The organism is Enterobacter sp. MGH120, assembly GCF_001037725.1.
Taxonomy (GTDB): domain Bacteria; phylum Pseudomonadota; class Gammaproteobacteria; order Enterobacterales; family Enterobacteriaceae; genus Enterobacter; species Enterobacter hormaechei_C.
On record NZ_KQ089940.1, the window covers coordinates 168952 to 186417 of the forward strand.

A 17466-nucleotide genomic window follows, 5' to 3' on the forward strand; every position below is an offset into this window, starting at 1 on the left:
GTGGTAGATGAATGACAAGTGTTATTTTCATCAAGCATAAAAAAAACCCCGCCGAAGCGGGGGTTTTTCTTATTCCGTAGCAGCGACCGCTGCGCTCCAGGCCTGGCTAAAGGCCTGATGCTGGGACGCTAGCGGCCCGATCAGCGCGTTGTACTGGCTCGCCTGCTGGGAGGTCGGGAACTGGATACCGTTAGAGACGAAGCTCACCTGCGTACCTTGTTCACTAATAAAGTCACCCACCTGAACCAGCTGCTGAGTAAAGACCTGCGCCGCCGGGATCAGCGGTTGCAAGGCGTTTGACGGCTTGGTCACGACTTTCTCATACACCTGGTCATAGACCGGTTTGAGATCCTCGCCCTGCTTCAACGCGGAACGCGACGCATCAGCCTGCATTTTGGCATTTTGCAGCTGCTGGCTCAGTACCCCAAGCGCGCCATTTGACTGGCGCAGCGGTTCGCGCTGGGTCATATAATCCTGTGGAACGCGGATGGCATTCACGCTATCCACTACCGGGCGAATACCGGAATCCATCGCCTGGCTTACCTGCTGTGAATAGCCATACAGAATGGCGTAATCCGACACGAATGGACCAAACTGTTTTTTCTGATCCGCAGTCAGCGTTGGTAAACGCTCGCCGCTACGCATCACTGTATTCTGTAGAAAATCGATAAACGCTTTGCGCTGATCGCCTTCTTTATCGAAACACCCACTCAGGCTAACAACCATCAACAACGCCGCAATAGGCGCAAACCAGCGAGAGCAGGACTTTCCTGTCGCCATTTTATTACTCCTTTCACCCAAAAAGCGCACACCGGCACACGCGTGCCCAACGCTGACAAGGATAGTCCAGGTCAGCCTTGCAAGATAGAGTTTTCATGCAAAACGGGTATTCCCGTTTTTGTACTGACTATTTACAAAAAAATACCTGTGCATCCCTACATATGACTAATCAGGTAATTAGCATAACTATCCATATAGCTGAAACGCGTAAAGCGATCGTTATCGCACAATTAATCACAGCCGTGACGATCCTGTGTCTGGTTTAGGGACTATTCTTAACAGGCTCTCTGATGTTCATGATCCCGATGTGTGATTTATGAGGAGTTCTCAATGGAATTAAAAGATCCTGAGTTTGAGCTGCTGAGCAGCCTGGAACAGATTATTTTTAAAGATGTACCGCCGACGGTTACCCTGAATCAAAAGTCCAATCCTTTTAGTGAATTTGAGCGTTTACGCAAAGGATCGGGCCTGAAAACAGATGAATTCGCAAGAGCGATGGGTGTCAGCGTAGCGATGGTGCTGGAGTGGGAGTCAAAACGTGAAAAACCAACCCCAGCCGAGCTAAAGCTGATGCGCCTGATCCAGGCAAACCCTGACCTTCGCAAGCAGTTAGCCTGATAAAGTTTGTTTGCCCCCGCCCTTGCGGGGGCTTGTGTTTACAGACTTTCACATCGCCATCCCGTCTCTTCCCACACCAGTTCATGCGTCAGCTTCAGCCCTGCCAGAAAGGCTTCATCATGCGACACCACCAGCAGCGCGCCGGGGTAATCGGCTAAGGCCGCTTCTATGGCCTGAACAGAGGCCAGATCAAGATGGTTGGTCGGCTCATCCAGAAGCAGCAGTTGCGTTGCCGCTTCACGCCACAATACGCAGGCCAGCGCGGCCTTCAGGCGCTCGCCGCCACTCAGTTCGGCCAGTGGAAGGGTCACTTTCTCTGCGCCCAGCTGAAGCTGCGCTAAACGGGTACGCAACGCCCCCTCTTCGAGCGGCGTATTGCCGAGGCTAAGGTGTGTCATCACCGACTGCGACAGATCCAGCCGGGAAAGATGCTGATCGAGATAAGCACACCTGACGGAGACCTTACAGGTTCCCGTGACAGGGGCGGTTTCGCCCAACATCACTTTCAACAGCGTGGATTTTCCACAGCCGTTCGGCCCGCGTAGCGCCACGCGCATCGGGCCATCCATTCGCCAGTTTATCGGGGAGACAGGCACGTGCGGAAGCACCAGTTCTTCCAGCACCAGCACCTGTTTTCCTTCCGGGATTTCACTGCCCGGCAGGGTAAACATCACCGCGTTCTCCTCTTCAACCCGCTCGCGTGCCTGGTTGACCGCAGCGTTCAGAGCATAATTTTGATCGCTATGCTGTTTTTTCCAGGAACCAATACGCTCTTTCGCCGCCCCTTTGTATTTGACCCGTTCAAACGAGGCGATGTTAAGGCTGTCGACCGTGCGAAGCGTTTTGGCTGAACGCCGCAGGCTGTCGTCATGCTCTTTATGCATACGGGCGCGGGTACGCTTGCGTTCGGTGGCAGCATGCTCCAGCGCGGCGCGGGCAGCCAGCTGCTCAGCATCACGCTGGGTTCGATAGCCAGCATAATTCCCACCGTAGCTGCGCAGGCCCAATGCGCTCAGTTCAAGGATACGCGATACCTGGGCCAGCAACTCACGGTCGTGGGAGGCCACCAGCACCCCGCCCTGATACCGGGAAAGCTGCTCGTAGAACCACACGCGGCCTTGCCTGTCGAGGTGGTTGGTCGGTTCGTCCAGCAGCAGGTAATCAGCATCTGCGGCGAATGCGCCGCACAGCAAGGCACGAATGCGCTCGCCGCCGCTCAGCTCTGCCGCGCGTTTATTCGGGTCAAAAGGGGGAAGTTTTGCAGTGATAAAAGCCTGGCTCAGCCGTTCAGCCAGATCCCAGTAACCATCGAGCGTGTCGAGATCGTCGGGTTCATAATGACCGCTGTCGATGCGCGTGCGCGCCGCAAAGATCGCGTCGTAACCAAGCAGTCCGGCAAGAGTCGTATCCGCAGAAATATCCTGCTGCTGCGCCACATAGACGTGTGTACCAAAGCGCTCAATATGACCGCTGGCGGGTTCATCAACCCCTGCCAGCAGCCGCAGAAGACGTGTTTTACCGCTGCCGTTGCGGCCAACCAGCGCGCACACTGACGCATCCAGAGAAAGATTCAGCGGACCAAAAAGGATATCGCCCGTCGCAAACTGACAGGTGACCTGATGCAAAATAAAAGAGGGGGACTGCGCAAAATGAGCCATAAGCACTCCTGAATGAAATCAAAACATCCCCTGCCGACGCGGTGCGTTGAGCAAGGATCGAAATTCATCAGTCGTGTTTGTTCATTTTTGGGGGGAGCTCCTGAGGGCGAAATTTAACGGGAACAAGAATAACGGCAATGCGCCGCCCATTTCAAGGTTAAATTTTCACCAGGCTAATGCCCGAGCGTAAAAAACCCGCCGAAGCGGGTCTCTCAATCAGATAAACGCAAACGCATCGCCAAACAGACGATCTTCCCGCGCGTCACGCTCGTTGCAGAACAGGTCGCGGGCAATTTTTGCCATTTCAAAGCGACCGGCAATATAGATATCGTGCCCGGCCAGCGTCCCATGATCCTGCAATACCGCAGTCAGCACCGTACCGCTGCGCCCGTGCCAGCCCTCTTCAGGCTGCTCGACAACCGGCTCGATGCGCAGGTTTGGATGATTTACGCTCAGCGCTTCCAGCTCAGACAGATCGTAAAGATGCTTCTCTTCACGGCCGCCCCAGTAGATGGTGATATCGCGATTCGGGTTGCGCGCCAGCGCGGTCAGCAGAATAGAGCGGACATAAGAGAAGCCCGTGCCACCGGCAATCAGGATCAGCGGACGGTCTTCGTCTTCACGCAGCCAGGCCTCGCCATGAGGAATATCGACCACGATTTCACGCTCTTTCAGGATGCGGTCCATCACGGCCATCGCGTACAGGTTAAGCTCAGACGCACCAATATGCAGCTCAATAAATTCCTTCTCTGCTGGCGTTGAGGCCATAGAGAAAGGACGCTTATCACGCTCGTCCATCACGACCATCAGGTACTGACCGGCACGGAATGAGAATGCCGCTTCAGGAACCAAACGGACGCGATATACGGTGTCGGTAATAGCATCTACCGACGTCACTTTACAGCTTAAGGTTGTCATTCGCTCTCTCTGTCGGGAAGTCTAGGGGGCTAAACGGTCTTATTCTGCCTTACCGTTATTCATTATGGCCAGCTCGTCCCAGATCGCGTCAATTCGCGCGGTCACGGCAGGATCTTTTTCGATCGGGCGACCCCATTCACGGTCGGTTTCGCCAGGCCATTTGTTCGTGGCATCCAGTCCCATTTTTGAGCCAAGTCCGGAAACCGGCGAGGCAAAGTCCAGGTAATCAATCGGCGTGTTTTCCACTAACACCGTATCACGCGCCGGATCCATACGCGTGGTGATGGCCCAGATGACGTCATTCCAGTCGCGGGCATTGACGTCATCATCGCAGACAATCACAAACTTGGTATACATAAACTGGCGCAGGAAAGACCATACGCCCATCATCACGCGCTTAGCGTGACCGGCATACTGCTTCTTCATCGTCACCACCGCCAGGCGATACGAACACCCTTCCGGCGGCAGATAAAAATCAACGATTTCCGGGAACTGCTTTTGCAGGATCGGCACAAACACTTCGTTCAGCGCCACGCCAAGCACCGCCGGTTCGTCGGGTGGACGGCCGGTATAGGTGGAGTGATAGATGGCATCTTCACGCTGGGTAATGTGGGTGACGGTGAACACCGGGAAGTTATCCACTTCGTTGTAATAGCCGGTGTGGTCGCCGTACGGCCCTTCGGGCGCCAGCTCGCCCTGTTCAATGTAACCTTCCAGCACAATCTCTGCGCTGGCCGGCACTTCCAGGTCACTGGAGATGCACTTCACCACTTCGGTTTTGGTGCCGCGCAGCAGCCCTGCAAAGGCATATTCAGACAGCGTATCAGGAACAGGCGTCACCGCGCCCAGAATGGTTGCCGGATCGGCACCCAGCGCGACTGAAACCGGGAAGCGTTCGCCCGGATGGGCCGCGCACCACTCCTGGAAATCCAGCGCCCCGCCGCGATGGGACAACCAGCGCATGATGAGCTTGTTTTTGCCAATCAGCTGCTGGCGGTAAATGCCGAGGTTTTGACGCTCTTTATGCGGCCCACGCGTCACGGTGAGGCCCCAGGTGATCAGCGGTGCGGCATCGTCAGGCCAGCACTGCATGATGGGAATTTTGGTCAGATCCACCGCATCGCCTTCCAGCACTTTTTGCTGGCACGGCGCACCGCGCAGGCGTTTGGTGGGCATGTTCAGCACCTGCTTAAACTGCGGCAGCTTGTCGAACAAGTCGCGGAACCCTTTTGGCGGCTCCGGCTCTTTAAGAAAGGCCAGCAGTTTGCCCACTTCACGTAATGCCGTGACATCTTCCTGTCCCATCCCCAGCGCCACGCGGCGAGGTGTGCCAAACAGGTTGCACAGCACCGGCATGGCGTAGCCTTTTGGGTTTTCAAACAGCAACGCCGGGCCGCCCGCGCGCAGGGTTCGGTCAGCGATTTCTGTCATTTCCAGATACGGATCAACAGGAAGCGTAATGCGTTTGAGTTCGCCCTGCTTTTCCAGCAGCGCCAGGAAGTCGCGTAGATCGTGGTATTTCATGCAGTTAATCATGGCCTCTCTGTAAGCGCTTCATTATACGGCGTAAGACCGCGTGATGCTGTAATTTTGTTAAATTAGCGTGAACTTCCACGACTTACTCTCTTTTTCGCCATTATAATCACCTTAGCGATCCCGCCAGGGTTTTGGTATGCTTGCGCCCCGAACAATGGGAAGAGTGATTATGCAGGCCTGGTATTTACTGTATTGCAAACGCGGGCAACTTCAGCGCGCGCAGGAACATCTTGAACGTCAGTCTGTTAACTGCCTGACACCCGTGATCACGCTTGAAAAAATGCAGCGTGGAAGACGCACGACCGTCAGTGAGCCTCTGTTCCCGAACTATCTGTTCGTCGAGTTCGACCCCGAAGTGATCCACACCACGACGATCAGCGCCACGCGCGGCGTCAGCCATTTTGTGCGTTTTGGCGCCCATCCGGCAAGAGTACCGTCATCGGTTATTCATCAGCTTTCTGTCTACCAGCAGCCTGAAGATATTACCGATCCGGAAACCCCTTATGCCGGCGACAGCGTGGTGATCACCGAAGGCGCCTTTGAAGGGTTACAGGCCATCTTCGCTGAGCCGGACGGTGAAGCGCGCTCCATGCTGCTGCTCAACCTGCTGAACAAAGAGGTGTTGCAGAGCGTTAAAAACACCGATTTCCGCAAAGTTTAGAACTGCACGCCGAACAGACGACGCACGTTATCATCGGTTTGTGCTGCCAGCCACTGGGCATCTTCTCCGCGCCAGTGCGCCACTCGCTCAGCAATATGCCCCAGGTAGGCCGGTTCATTACGTCGTGATGGCGGTTTGGGCTGCATATCCCGGGGCAACAGATACGGCGCATCCGTTTCCAGCAGCAAACGATCGGCCGGGATAACGGGTAACAGCTCACGCAGTTCCAGCCCACGACGCTCATCGCAGACCCAGCCCGTGATACCCAAATACAGCCCGCGGTTCAGGCAATCCAGCGCTTCCTGACGGGAGCCCGTAAAGCAGTGCAACACCGCGCCCGGCAGTTTCTCCAGCCAGGGTTCCAGTAGCGCCATAAAACGTTCATGCGCATCGCGACAGTGCATAAACACCGGCATCTCCAGCTCTGCTGCCAGCGCGAGCTGGGCGGTAAATGCCTTCTCCTGCTCTTCAGGTGTCGAGAAGTTACGGTTGAAATCAAGCCCGCATTCGCCAATGGCAACCACTTCTGGCGTTTGTGCCAGACGATGAAGCGCCTCAGCGCTTTCATGCGTCCACTGGCTGCTGTCATGAGGATGCACGCCTGCGGTGGACCAGCAGTGTTGATAGCGTTGCGCCAGCTGCCGTGCCTGCTCACTCTCATGCAGATTCGTTCCCGTCAGTAGCAGCCCACCCACGCCGGCGGCAAAGGCGCGCGCCACCACCTCATCGTGGTCTTTCGCAAACTGGGCGCTGGTGAGGTTAAGCCCGATATCAAACATACGTATCCCCATATGACAACCGCCCTGACGGGCGGTTGGTTTTATTCTTTAGTGGTCTCTTCAGACGGCTCGTCTTCTTCGTCCCCGGTACGCCCCTTTCCGACGTAGAAACGAGCGAAGAACACGCCGACTTCAAACAGGCAGTACATGGGTATCGCCAGTAAGGTTTGCGAGAAGACGTCCGGTGGCGTTAACAGCATACCTACGACAAATGCCCCCACCAGGATGTACGGGCGCTTCTTACGCAGATCGTCAGGCGTGGTCACCCCCACCCAGCAGAGCAGGACAATTGCTACGGGCACCTCGAAGGCGACACCAAAGGCCATAAACAGCGCCATCACGAAGCTGAGGTAGCTGGCGATGTCCGTCGACACCTGTACCCCTTCCGGCGCGGTATGCGTCAGGAAGCCGAAGGCCAGCGGGAAGACAACGAAGTAGGCGAACGCCATGCCGATATAAAACAGCAGCGAACTGGACACCAGCAGCGGAATAACCAGCTTGCGTTCATGCTTGTACAGCGCGGGCGCCACAAATGCCCAGACCTGATACAGAATGACCGGCGCAGAGGCAATCAACGACACCCAGAAGGTCAGTTTGATCGGGGTAAAGAACGGTGAAGCAACGTCTGTTGCAATCATCGTCGCGCCCAGAGGCATCTGTTTAATCAGCGGCGCGGAAACCACCTGATAGATATCGTTGGCAAAATAGACCAGACATAAAAAAATGAGGAAAACCGCAATAATGCAGTTTAACAGGCGCTTACGCAGCTCAATGAGGTGCGTAATAAGCGGTTGAGTATCATCTACTGCCATGTTTACGCTTTATCACTCGACGAGGGGGATGATTCGGAAACGGGCGCGGCGGGTTTTACCTCAGCCGTTTTGACCACGGGCTCTTCCGGCGGCACCTGCTTTTTCACTTCGGGCTCCTGCGGCGATTGCTCTGGCGAAGCAGCCTGATGCTCCGCGCTGGAAGGCGTTACACCCTCGCGCTGCTCTTCGCTACCCTTCACCACCGGATTGTGGATGGTGTTTGCTTCATCGCTCGCCTTCTCAGGATCGTTAATACTGTAAGAACGCTTCATGGATTCAGCCGCTTCGCGCAACTCATCCATTGATGCTTTCAGCTCCGGCGTCAGGTTGTCCATGCTCGCCTTTTCAACCTTTTTCAGGCTGTCCTGAAATTCCTGAAGCTTCAGCTCCTGCGCCAGTTCGTTCTGCACGGTAGTTGCCAGCGAGCGAAGCGCCCGCACCCAGCCCACGACGGTTTTCACCGCAACGGGTAAACGCTGCGGCCCCAACACAATCAGACCAATCACAAAGACCAGCAGTAACTCACCAAAACCAATGTCGAACACGAATTACACCTGCTCTTTATCGTGACGTTTAGCCTCTTCCTTTTTGGCTTCGTCCTGCTTATCGGCGATGGATTTAGCGGTAAAATCAGCATCCTGACTGGTTTTTTCCTGCTTATTCTCATCATCGCTCATGGCTTTCTTGAAGCCTTTGATTGACGCGCCCAAGTCGGAACCAATCGATCCGAGTTTTTTCGTGCCAAACAGCAGCACAACGATGACGGCAATGATCACTAACTGCCAGATACTGATACCACCCATGCGTGTTCCCCAGTGATAGATGATTAATTAGTCAGATCGCATTATACGTATGCAATCTCTCGATAGCGACGCTAATTCAGCGCGTTTTTCGCCAGCCAGCAAGCCAGACAACCACACCGGCAGCCATAATCCAGGCTGGCATCATTTCCCAGTCCGGACGATTGATCAACAGCAACGTGCCGCTTATCAGCAGCGTCGCGCCAATTCCGAAGAGATAGCGGGACTGCCCCTGACGCACGCGACTGGATTGAAGCTCGTGCGCGATTTTATCCATGCTGTGCTGAAGGTTCTTGCTCTGACGCAAACTGTCGTAAACCAGTTCAGGAATTTCAGGCATTTTTTCAATCCAGAACGGGCCTTTCTCTTTAAGCGAGCGAACCAGGGCTGGAATACCGACCTGATCCTTAATCCAGGATTCGAGGAACGGTTTCGCGGTTTTCCACAAGTCTAACTGAGGATAGAGCTGGCGGCCTACGCCCTCAACGTAAAGTAATGTTTTCTGAAGTAAAACTAATTGTGGCTGCACTTCCATATTGAAACGGCGTGCGGTGTTGAACAGGTTGAGCAGGACGTGTCCGAAAGAGATCTCCGAGAGCGGCTTTTCAAAAATCGGCTCACAGACGGTGCGGATCGCAAATTCAAACTCTTCCACGTTGGTATCTGGCGGAACCCAGCCTGAATCCACGTGCAGCTCGGCCACCTTACGGTAGTCGCGATTGAAGAAAGCGATAAAGTTCTCTGCGAGGTAGCGCTTATCCTCTTTATTCAGCGAGCCGACAATACCGCAGTCGATGCCGATGTATTTCGGATCTTCCGGGTGCTCATAGCTGACGAAAATGTTGCCCGGATGCATGTCTGCATGGAAGAAGCTGTCGCGGAAAACCTGAGTAAAGAAGACCTGCACGCCACGCTCGGCCAGCAGCTTCATATTGGTGCCCTGTTTTTCCAGCGCCGCCACGTCCGAGACCGGAATACCGTAGATACGTTCCATCACCATCATGTTCTGACTGCAATAGTCAGAATAGACTTCAGGAACATACAGCATCGGGCTGTCTTCAAAGTTTCGACGCAGCTGAATGGCGTTCGCCGATTCACGCAGCAGGTTAAGCTCGTCAATCAGCGTTTTTTCGTATTCCCGAACCACTTCCAGCGGACGCAGACGGCGACCATCCGGCAACAGACGCGGCACCCAGCGAGCCAGGCGATAAATCAGCTTCATGTCTGCTTTGATAACCGGCAGGATATCCGGACGAATCACTTTGATGACCACCTCTTTGCCATTTTCCTTCAGGCGCGCGGTGTGAACCTGCGCAATAGAGGCAGAGGCCAGGGGCTGAATATCGAAATCATCAAACCAGGTCTCGATGGGGATATTGCCCATCGCTTCTTCGATTTGTTTCTTCGCTCTCGCTCCATCAAACGGAGCAACGCGGTCCTGCAATAGCGCGAGCTGATCGGCAATCTGCGGTGGGAAAAGGTCGCGACGTGTTGAGAGCATCTGCCCAAACTTGATCCAGACCGGGCCCAGCTCCTGTAACGCAAGACGCAGGCGTGCGCCCAGCTCCTGATCCTTATGGCGATTCGGCATCCAGAACAGCGTGCGACGCCAAAGCCGAAGCGGCAGGGTGATACGCATTCTGGGGATAAGCTCGTCGAGCCCGTAGCTCAAAAAGGTGCGAACGATAAAATAGAGGCGCCGAATTTCACCAGGCGTCATTTGCCCTCCAGTTTTTCCAGCCGTTTGGTTAACGCATCAACTGCGCGCTCAACTGCCGCGGTCTCTTCTGCAAACCAGGCGACTTCTAAAGGCCCCGGCGCCATACGCCACTCTTCGGTCAGCACCTCGGCAGCGTAGCGCTGTTGACGGAGCAGACCTTTACGAAGGAAAGCGGAACCCGTGCGCAGCGTTTTGCTTATACCTTCAGCCGCGATGTCGCCGATATAGGGCGCCATCAGTTCCGCCGGGTCGAATTCAGCCTGATCGCTGAGTGCAACGAAGTTCTGTACCACCTGAATATCGCCTTCGACCTCCAGCTCACCGCTGCGAATAAGCGCCGTCATCTGCTGACGGTCACGCAGTTTTGGCAATACGCTCATGTGCGTAATCACCGAGCAGTCAGCCTCGCCTTCCCACTCACCCAGAACGTCAAGCTGGCGTTCGCTGAAGACCAACACAAGCGGCGTCGAGAACTCCTTTAAAACGATGCGCAGCACCTTTCCGTTAAGCCGCTGACGTGCGGTTTTCAGCGCCGGAGCGCGATACAGAAAGGCATTCAGCACATTCTCGATGCCAGCGGTGACTAAGGGTTTAATGGGCACGGGAAACCTCCACTCAGAACTTGTAACCACGATGCAGCGCGACGACACCCGCCGTCATATTGAAGTATTCCACGTTTTCAAACTCCGCATCCTGCATCATCGCTTTCAGCGTGTCCTGATCCGGGTGCATTCGGATGGACTCGGCCAGATAACGGTAACTTTCTGCATCGTTTGCCACCAGCTCGCCGATGCGCGGCAGAACGTGGAAGGAATAGGCATCGTAAGCTTTGCTCAGCGGGTCGATAATCGGTTTAGAAAACTCGAGTACCAGAAGTCGACCGCCCGGCTTAAGCACGCGGTACATGGAGCGCAGCGCTTTATCTTTATCGGTAACGTTACGCAGACCGAAAGAGATGGTGATGCAGTCGAACGTATTGTCCGGGAACGGCAGCGCTTCGGCGTTGGCCTGAACATATTCAACGTTGCCTACCACGCCGATATTACGCAGCTTTTCGCGTCCCATTTTCAGCATGGAGTCGTTGATATCCGCCAGCACCACGCGGCCGGTTTCGCCAACCAGACGGGAGAATTTAGCGGTCAGATCCCCTGTGCCTCCGGCTAAATCCAGCACCGTTTGTCCACGGCGCACGCCGCTGCAATCAATAGTGAAGCGCTTCCACAAGCGATGAATGCCAAATGACATCAAATCATTCATCACATCGTACTTCGCCGCCACGGAATGAAATACGTGGGCCACCATGTCAGCTTTCTGCGCTTTGGCGACAGTCTGAAAGCCAAAGTGCGTTGTGTCTTGTGAATCGTCAACCATCTCAGAGCCTGCTAATCAGTCAAATGTTCGTGAAGTGTAACAGATTGGGCGCATTTGCCCTACGTTTCAACCACCGTGAAAGAAACGCGCCGGCTGCGCTTCGGGGGATAAACTCGCCGCTAAATCGTTGTCTTCATTGCGGCTATTTTGCTTACCGTCGCCTTCACGCAGACGAAACTCTTCGTCCTGAGCGGTAGCCTGCTCCACCAGTTCCGGATTAATCTCGCGTTTAACTTCCACCCCCAGGCTGCGAAACGCCTCCGCCTGCGCCAGCAAATTGCCACGCCCGGAGGAGAGTTTTTTCATCGCCTGGCGGTAGTTATCCTGCGCGCGATCCAGGCTTTGCCCCACCGAGGACATATCGTCCACAAACAGCCGCATTTTGTCGTACAGCTTGCTGGCGCGATCGGCAATCTGCTGCGCGTTACGGCTTTGGTGCTCATAGCGCCACAGGTTGGCAATGGTACGTAACGCCACCAGTAGCGTGGTGGGGCTGACCAGCATAATGTTATTTTTCAGCGCTTCGGTGATCAGTTCGGGCTGTCTGTCGAGCGCCAGCAGGAACGCAGGCTCGACCGGAATGAACATCAGCACATAATCCAGCGATCGCAGCCCCGGCAACTGCTGATAATCTTTTCTGCCCAACAGACGGATATGGTTACGCACGGAGGCGATGTGCTCCTGCAACGCTGTTTCGCGGGTGTAGTCATCCTCAGCGTTGAAGTAGCGCTCATAGGCCACCAGCGTCATTTTGGCGTCGATAACCACATCTTTGCCCTGTGGCAGACGAACAATGACATCCGGCTGCATCCGCGAGCGCGCATCGTTCTCAATGCTGACCTGCGTTTCGTATTCGTATCCTTCGCGCAGGCCAGAGGCCTCCAGCACGCGCGTCATGACCACTTCGCCCCAGTTTCCCTGCGCTTTGTTATCACCTTTCAGTGCGCGCGTCAGGTTAACCGCCTCCTGCGCCATCTGCGCATTCAGCTGCTGGAGATTACGAATTTCATGCGCCAGCGTGTGGCGTTCGCGGGCTTCCTGACCAAAGCTGTCCTGTACCTGACGGCGAAAGCCATCCAGCTGTTCACGCAGCGGCGTCAGCAGGCTGTTCAGGCTCTGGCGGTTCTGCTCATCCACGCGGCGATTGCTGTGCTCAAAAATGCGGTTCGCGAGGTTCTCAAACTGCTCGCTAAGACGCTGCTCGCTGTTGATCATCTGACGGATTTTGTCTTCGGCGTGCAGTTGGGTGGACTCAAGACGGGTGGTCACTTCACGGAGATCGGCCTCCAGCGAGGTATTGATATCACGCAGATTGCGCAGTTCGTTATTGAGCAGTTCGCATTCGTCGCGCCAGTGGTCACTCAGCGCAAGCTGTTGTTTCGTCGCGCTAAGTTCAGCGACGATCTCTTCGCGCTCTGCCAGCTGTTCGGCTTTCTGCTGCGCATGCTGGTAGCCGGAAATGAGCCAGCCAATCCCCACGCTCACCAGCGCAATCACTGCATAAATAAGGATTGAGATATCCACAATGCCCCCTGCATCAACGTATTACCGCACAAAATAGAATTGTGCTGTATAAACGTCCAGTTTGAAAGGGTTTTCCTGCGAGGCGTTACGCAAAAAGAAAAGGCCGAGCATGTCGGCCTTTCAGCACTGAAGAGAGAATTAGATCAGGCGGCGCGCCGCTTCAACCACGATTTTCACCGCATGGCTTTCAGTCTGCTTCATGGTTTCAGCGTTCGGGATCTCCTGCTGGGTACGGTTGACGATAACGCCCGCCACCATACCGGCACGCAGACCCTGGCTTGCGCACATGGTCAGCAGCGTCGCAGATTCCATTTCGTAGTTCATGACGCCCATCGACTGCCACTCTTCCATGGAGCCTTTGAAACGGCTCACCACGCGACCAGAGAAGGTGTCGTAACGCTCCTGGCCCGGGTAGAAGGTATCGGAAGAGGCAGTTACGCCCACGTGGGTGGTTGCGCCCACGGACTTCGCGGCTTCAACCAGCGCGGTGGTGCATTCGAAATCGGCCACTGCCGGGAATTCCATCGGTGCAAAGTGCAGGCTTGCCCCGTCCAGACGCACGGATGCGGTGGTAACCAGCACGTCGCCCACGTTGATGTGCGGCTGAATGGCGCCTGTGGTGCCGATGCGCAGGAAAGTACGAATCCCCAGCTGCGCCAGCTCTTCAACGGCGATAGAGGTAGACGGGCCACCAATACCGGTAGAGCACACGATCACCGCTTTACCGTCCAGCTCTGCGCGCCAGGTGGTGAATTCGCGATGCGCTGCCAGCTTAACCGGCTTATCCATCAGCGCGGCGATCTTTTCCACACGCTCAGGATCGCCAGGGACGATAGCAAGCGTAGCCCCTTGTAAATCGTTTTTAGTGAGGCCGAGATGAAAAACATCAGACTTAGACATAGGTGACTCCTCTGTGGGTCGGTTTGTCAGAAGAAGTAAAACGGTACTTTACAGAAGCAATGTGCATTATTTCGTGACACACCTCACCATGAATGAAAATGATTGCAGTTAATTTCCATAAAATAGTGATTCACATCACATTAACAAGTTATATCGCCGGGTGCTGCACAAAAGATAGACGCTATAAGGCACTGTGGATTGTTAACCTGGTGTCTATATTTATCTTTGCGCTAATCCATTCATTGGTACGGAGAATGCCATGACTGAAAAAACCGGTTTTGCACCTGCTGCGGCCCCGCATGCTTCAACCATCGTCTCAACCCCTCAAGAGGCCATTACCGCAGGCGAGACCTCCATTCCCTCCCAGGGAGAGAACATGCCAGCGTACCACGCGCGGCCAAAATCTGCCGATGGCCCGCTGCCCATCGTGATCGTGGTGCAGGAAATATTTGGCGTTCATGAACATATTCGCGACCTCTGCCGCCGTCTGGCGCTGGAAGGTTACCTGGCCGTTGCGCCGGAACTCTACTTCCGTCAGGGCGATCCGAATGATTACAGCGACATCCCGACGCTGTTCAGCAACCTGGTCAGCAAAGTGCCGGACGCGCAGGTGCTGGCCGATCTCGACCACGTTGCCAGCTGGGCGGCGCGCAACGGTGGCGACCCGCACCGTCTGATGGTGACCGGCTTCTGCTGGGGCGGACGCATTAGCTGGCTATATGCCGCGCACAATCCGCAGCTGAAAGCCGCTGTGGCCTGGTACGGTAAACTGGTGGGTGAAAAGACCCTGAACTCGCCGAAACATCCAGTTGATATCGCCACCGATTTAAATGCCCCGGTGCTAGGGCTGTATGGCGGCCAGGATACCGGCATTCCGCTTGATACCGTCGAGACCATGCGCCACGCGCTGCGGGCGGCAAACGCGAAGGCCGAAATCGTGGTGTACCCGGATGCGGGACACGCGTTTAATGCCGATTATCGTCCGAGCTATCACGCAGAATCGGCGAAAGATGGCTGGCAGAGAATGCTGGCGTGGTTCAGCCAGTACGGCGGGAAGAAAGCGTAATACAAAAAGCCCGGTGGCGGCTGCGCCAACCGGGCAATCCAGCCCCACTACGCCTGACGCAAATTCTGCGCCGCCTGCACCATGTTCGCCAGCGCCGCGCGGGTTTCAGGCCAGCCGCGAGTTTTCAGGCCGCAGTCCGGGTTTACCCACAGGCGTTCCGCCGGAATGCGCTGGGCGGCTTTTTGCAGCAGCGATTCAATCCACTCCACGCTCGGCACGTTAGGGGAGTGAATGTCATACACGCCCGGCCCGATTTCGTTCGGGTAGTCGAACTCTTCGAACGACTCCAGCAGCTCCATGTCTGAACGCGAGGTCTCGATGGTGATCACATCGGCGTCGAGCGCGGCAATGGAGTCCATGATGTCGTTAAATTCGCAGTAACACATGTGGGTGTGGATCTGCGTGTCGTCCTTCGCGACGGCCGCGTTCAGGCGGAACGCCTCCACGCCCCACGTCAGATAAGCATCCCAGTCGCTGCGACGCAGCGGCAAGCCTTCACGCAGCGCCGGTTCGTCGATCTGAATGATGCCAATCCCCGCCGCTTCCAGATCCGCCACTTCATCACGCAGCGCCAGGGCGATCTGTTTGGCGATGGTTTCCCGGGATACATCTTCACGCGGGAACGACCAGCAGAGAATGGTCACCGGCCCCGTCAGCATGCCTTTTACCGGTTTGTCGGTCAGAGACTGGGCATACTTCGCCCACTCCACGGTGATCGCTTCCGGGCGGCTGACGTCACCGATCACCACCGGCGGCTTCACGCAGCGGGAGCCGTAGCTTTGCACCCAGCCGTTCTGGGTAAAGACAAAGCCGTCCAGGTGTTCACCGAAGTATTCCACCATATCGTTACGCTCGGCCTCGCCGTGCACCAGCACGTCCAGACCCAGACGTTCCTGCTCGACGATCGCCTGTTTGATGTGCTCCGCAATGCCGGTGCGGTAGTGATTCGCATCCAGATTGCCCTTTTTGAAGTCCAGGCGCAGGCCGCGGATCTCGGTAGTCTGCGGGAAGGAGCCGATGGTTGTGGTCGGCCACGCGGGCAGGTTAAAGCGCGCACGCTGGGCTTCGGCGCGCACTTCATACGGGCTCTGGCGCTGGCTGTCCCGGGCAGTGATGGCCGCCAGACGTTTTTCCACCGCCGGGTTATGCACGCGCGTCGAGTGACGGCGCGCCTGGATCGGCGCGCTCCAGTCGGTAATCGCTGCCGTGTCGCCGCTGTTCAACGCGTCGCGCAGCAGAGCCAGCTCCTCACACTTTTGCAGGGCAAAGGCAAACCAGCTTTTCACCTCAGGGTCGAGTCGGGTCTCCACGCTCAGGTCGATCGGGCTGTGCAGCAGGGAACAGGAAGAGGCTACCCACAATTCACGTTTACCGACAATCTCCTTGATTTGTACATATTTCCCGGTGAGATCGGCACGCCAGACGTTACGACCATTCACCAGACCGGCAGAGAGCAGCCACTCCGCAGGCAGACGCTTGTGCAGCTCTGCCACATCGTCTTTGCCGTGAACGAGATCAACGTGCAGACCCTGAACCGGCAGCGCGGTAATGGTGTCGAGGTTCGGCGTTACGCCCTCGAAATAGGTGGTCAGCAGCAGCTTCACCTGGCCCGTGAGCGCGTCATACGCCGGTTTGAAGGCATCCAGCCACGCCTGCGGCAGCTCAAGCACCAGCGCCGGTTCATCGATTTGCACCCACTGAATACCGCGTTTGCCCAGCTCAATCAGCACCTGCTTATAAACCGGCAGAATATCGTTCAGCAGGCTGAGGCGGTCGAACTGCTCGCCTTTCACTTTGCCCAGCCACAGGTAGGTGACCGGCCCCAGCAGCACGGGTTTCACCTGGTGACCCAGCGCCAGCGCTTCGTCCACTTCATCCAGAAGCTGGGTCCAGGTCAGTTTGAACTGCTGGCCCTTAACGAACTCCGGCACCATATAGTGATAGTTAGTGTTAAACCACTTGGTCATTTCCGCCGCTGCCGCTGGCTCACCCGTTGGCGCGCGGCCACGGCCGATGCGGAACAGGGTATCGATATCCACCGATCCATCGTTGTTCTGATGACGAGCCGGCACGTTGCCAAGCAGCAGGCTGGTGGTCAGAACATGGTCGTACCAGGCGAAATCGCCCACCGGCAGCAGATCTACGCCCGCCTGTTTTTGCTGATCCCAGTGACGCGCGCGCAGCTCGCGCCCCACCGCCAGCAGTTCTTCGCGGGTGGCGTTACCCGCCCAGTAGCTTTCTTGCGCTTTTTTCAGCTCGCGACGCAGGCCAACGCGAGGGAAACCGAGAGTGTGAGTGCGGATTGTCATGGCATACCCCTTGT

At 56.0% G+C, this 17466-nt stretch carries 17 protein-coding genes; 3 read left to right on the plus strand and 14 right to left on the minus strand.

All coding sequences use genetic code 11. The features are described from left to right. Positions 1 to 69 precede the first annotated feature (69 nt). Complete coding sequence (locus SK54_RS00795) at positions 70 to 780, minus strand: DUF3053 domain-containing protein (protein ID WP_017383576.1); 711 nt, start codon at positions 778 to 780, stop codon at positions 70 to 72. A 330-nt stretch (positions 781 to 1110) separates the two neighbouring features. Here SK54_RS00795 and SK54_RS00805 point away from each other — a divergent pair, with 330 nt between their 5' ends. Then, complete coding sequence (locus SK54_RS00805) at positions 1111 to 1398, plus strand: HTH-type transcriptional regulator (protein ID WP_003860776.1); 288 nt, start codon at positions 1111 to 1113, stop codon at positions 1396 to 1398. A 38-nt stretch (positions 1399 to 1436) separates the two neighbouring features. Here SK54_RS00805 and SK54_RS00810 read toward each other — a convergent pair whose 3' ends face one another. The 3 genes from SK54_RS00810 to ubiD form a co-directional block, all read right to left on the minus strand. Further along, entirely contained in the window at positions 1437 to 3056 is a 1620-nt protein-coding gene (locus SK54_RS00810; protein ID WP_039269331.1) for an ABC-F family ATP-binding cassette domain-containing protein, read from the minus strand. A gap of 216 nt (positions 3057 to 3272) precedes the next feature. Next, a complete protein-coding gene (gene fre / locus SK54_RS00815) occupies positions 3273 to 3974 on the minus strand; it encodes an NAD(P)H-flavin reductase (protein ID WP_048246576.1) in 702 nt (233 codons plus the stop codon). A 39-nt stretch (positions 3975 to 4013) separates the two neighbouring features. Then, positions 4014 to 5510 (minus strand): 4-hydroxy-3-polyprenylbenzoate decarboxylase, encoded by a 1497-nt coding sequence (gene ubiD / locus SK54_RS00820; RefSeq protein ID WP_032652159.1) that lies wholly within the window; start codon positions 5508 to 5510, stop codon positions 4014 to 4016. Positions 5511 to 5679: 169 nt separating this feature from the next. Here ubiD and rfaH point away from each other — a divergent pair, with 169 nt between their 5' ends. Further along, entirely contained in the window at positions 5680 to 6171 is a 492-nt protein-coding gene (gene rfaH / locus SK54_RS00825; RefSeq protein ID WP_003860779.1) for a transcription/translation regulatory transformer protein RfaH, read from the plus strand. Here rfaH and tatD read toward each other — a convergent pair. The 9 genes from tatD to udp all read right to left on the minus strand — a co-directional run bounded on the left by tatD (position 6168) and on the right by udp (position 14077). Continuing rightward, complete coding sequence (gene tatD, locus SK54_RS00830) at positions 6168 to 6950, minus strand: 3'-5' ssDNA/RNA exonuclease TatD (RefSeq protein ID WP_017694739.1); 783 nt, start codon at positions 6948 to 6950, stop codon at positions 6168 to 6170. The genes rfaH and tatD overlap by 4 nt on opposite strands. Positions 6951 to 6991: 41 nt before the next feature. Further along, on the minus strand, positions 6992 to 7762 hold the full coding sequence (tatC, locus tag SK54_RS00835; RefSeq protein ID WP_032646822.1) for a Sec-independent protein translocase subunit TatC: 771 nt from the start codon (positions 7760 to 7762) through the stop codon (positions 6992 to 6994). 2 nt (positions 7763 to 7764) lie between these two features. Beyond that, positions 7765 to 8307: a Sec-independent protein translocase protein TatB gene (tatB, locus tag SK54_RS00840; protein WP_003860783.1), complete on the minus strand. Its 543-nt coding sequence runs from the start codon at positions 8305 to 8307 to the stop codon at positions 7765 to 7767. 3 nt (positions 8308 to 8310) lie between these two features. Further along, positions 8311 to 8565 (minus strand): Sec-independent protein translocase subunit TatA, encoded by a 255-nt coding sequence (gene tatA, locus SK54_RS00845; protein ID WP_003860787.1) that lies wholly within the window; start codon positions 8563 to 8565, stop codon positions 8311 to 8313. A 76-nt stretch (positions 8566 to 8641) separates the two neighbouring features. Then, positions 8642 to 10282: a ubiquinone biosynthesis regulatory protein kinase UbiB gene (gene ubiB / locus SK54_RS00850; RefSeq protein ID WP_017383580.1), complete on the minus strand. Its 1641-nt coding sequence runs from the start codon at positions 10280 to 10282 to the stop codon at positions 8642 to 8644. Next, the gene (locus tag SK54_RS00855) at positions 10279 to 10884 is read right to left on the minus strand and encodes a ubiquinone biosynthesis protein UbiJ (protein ID WP_023295740.1); all 606 of its coding nucleotides are present in this window, start codon (positions 10882 to 10884) and stop codon (positions 10279 to 10281) included. The genes ubiB and SK54_RS00855 overlap by 4 nt, the downstream gene beginning before the upstream one ends. A gap of 13 nt (positions 10885 to 10897) precedes the next feature. Further along, a complete protein-coding gene (ubiE, locus tag SK54_RS00860; RefSeq protein WP_003860790.1) occupies positions 10898 to 11653 on the minus strand; it encodes a bifunctional demethylmenaquinone methyltransferase/2-methoxy-6-polyprenyl-1,4-benzoquinol methylase UbiE in 756 nt (251 codons plus the stop codon). Positions 11654 to 11719: 66 nt separating this feature from the next. After that, positions 11720 to 13177, minus strand: coding sequence for a DNA recombination protein RmuC (gene rmuC, locus SK54_RS00865; RefSeq protein WP_017383581.1), 1458 nt, complete (start codon positions 13175 to 13177; stop codon positions 11720 to 11722). Positions 13178 to 13315: 138 nt separating this feature from the next. Beyond that, positions 13316 to 14077 (minus strand): uridine phosphorylase, encoded by a 762-nt coding sequence (udp, locus tag SK54_RS00870; RefSeq protein ID WP_003860792.1) that lies wholly within the window; start codon positions 14075 to 14077, stop codon positions 13316 to 13318. Between the two features lie 259 nt (positions 14078 to 14336). Here udp and SK54_RS00875 point away from each other — a divergent pair, with 259 nt between their 5' ends. Beyond that, positions 14337 to 15143, plus strand: a complete 807-nt coding sequence (locus SK54_RS00875) for a dienelactone hydrolase family protein (RefSeq protein ID WP_048246578.1) — start codon at positions 14337 to 14339, stop codon at positions 15141 to 15143. A 47-nt stretch (positions 15144 to 15190) separates the two neighbouring features. Here the strand turns inward: SK54_RS00875 and metE are convergent, their stop codons facing one another. Then, positions 15191 to 17452: a 5-methyltetrahydropteroyltriglutamate--homocysteine S-methyltransferase gene (gene metE / locus SK54_RS00880; RefSeq protein ID WP_048246580.1), complete on the minus strand. Its 2262-nt coding sequence runs from the start codon at positions 17450 to 17452 to the stop codon at positions 15191 to 15193. Between the last annotated feature and the right edge of the window lie 14 nt (positions 17453 to 17466).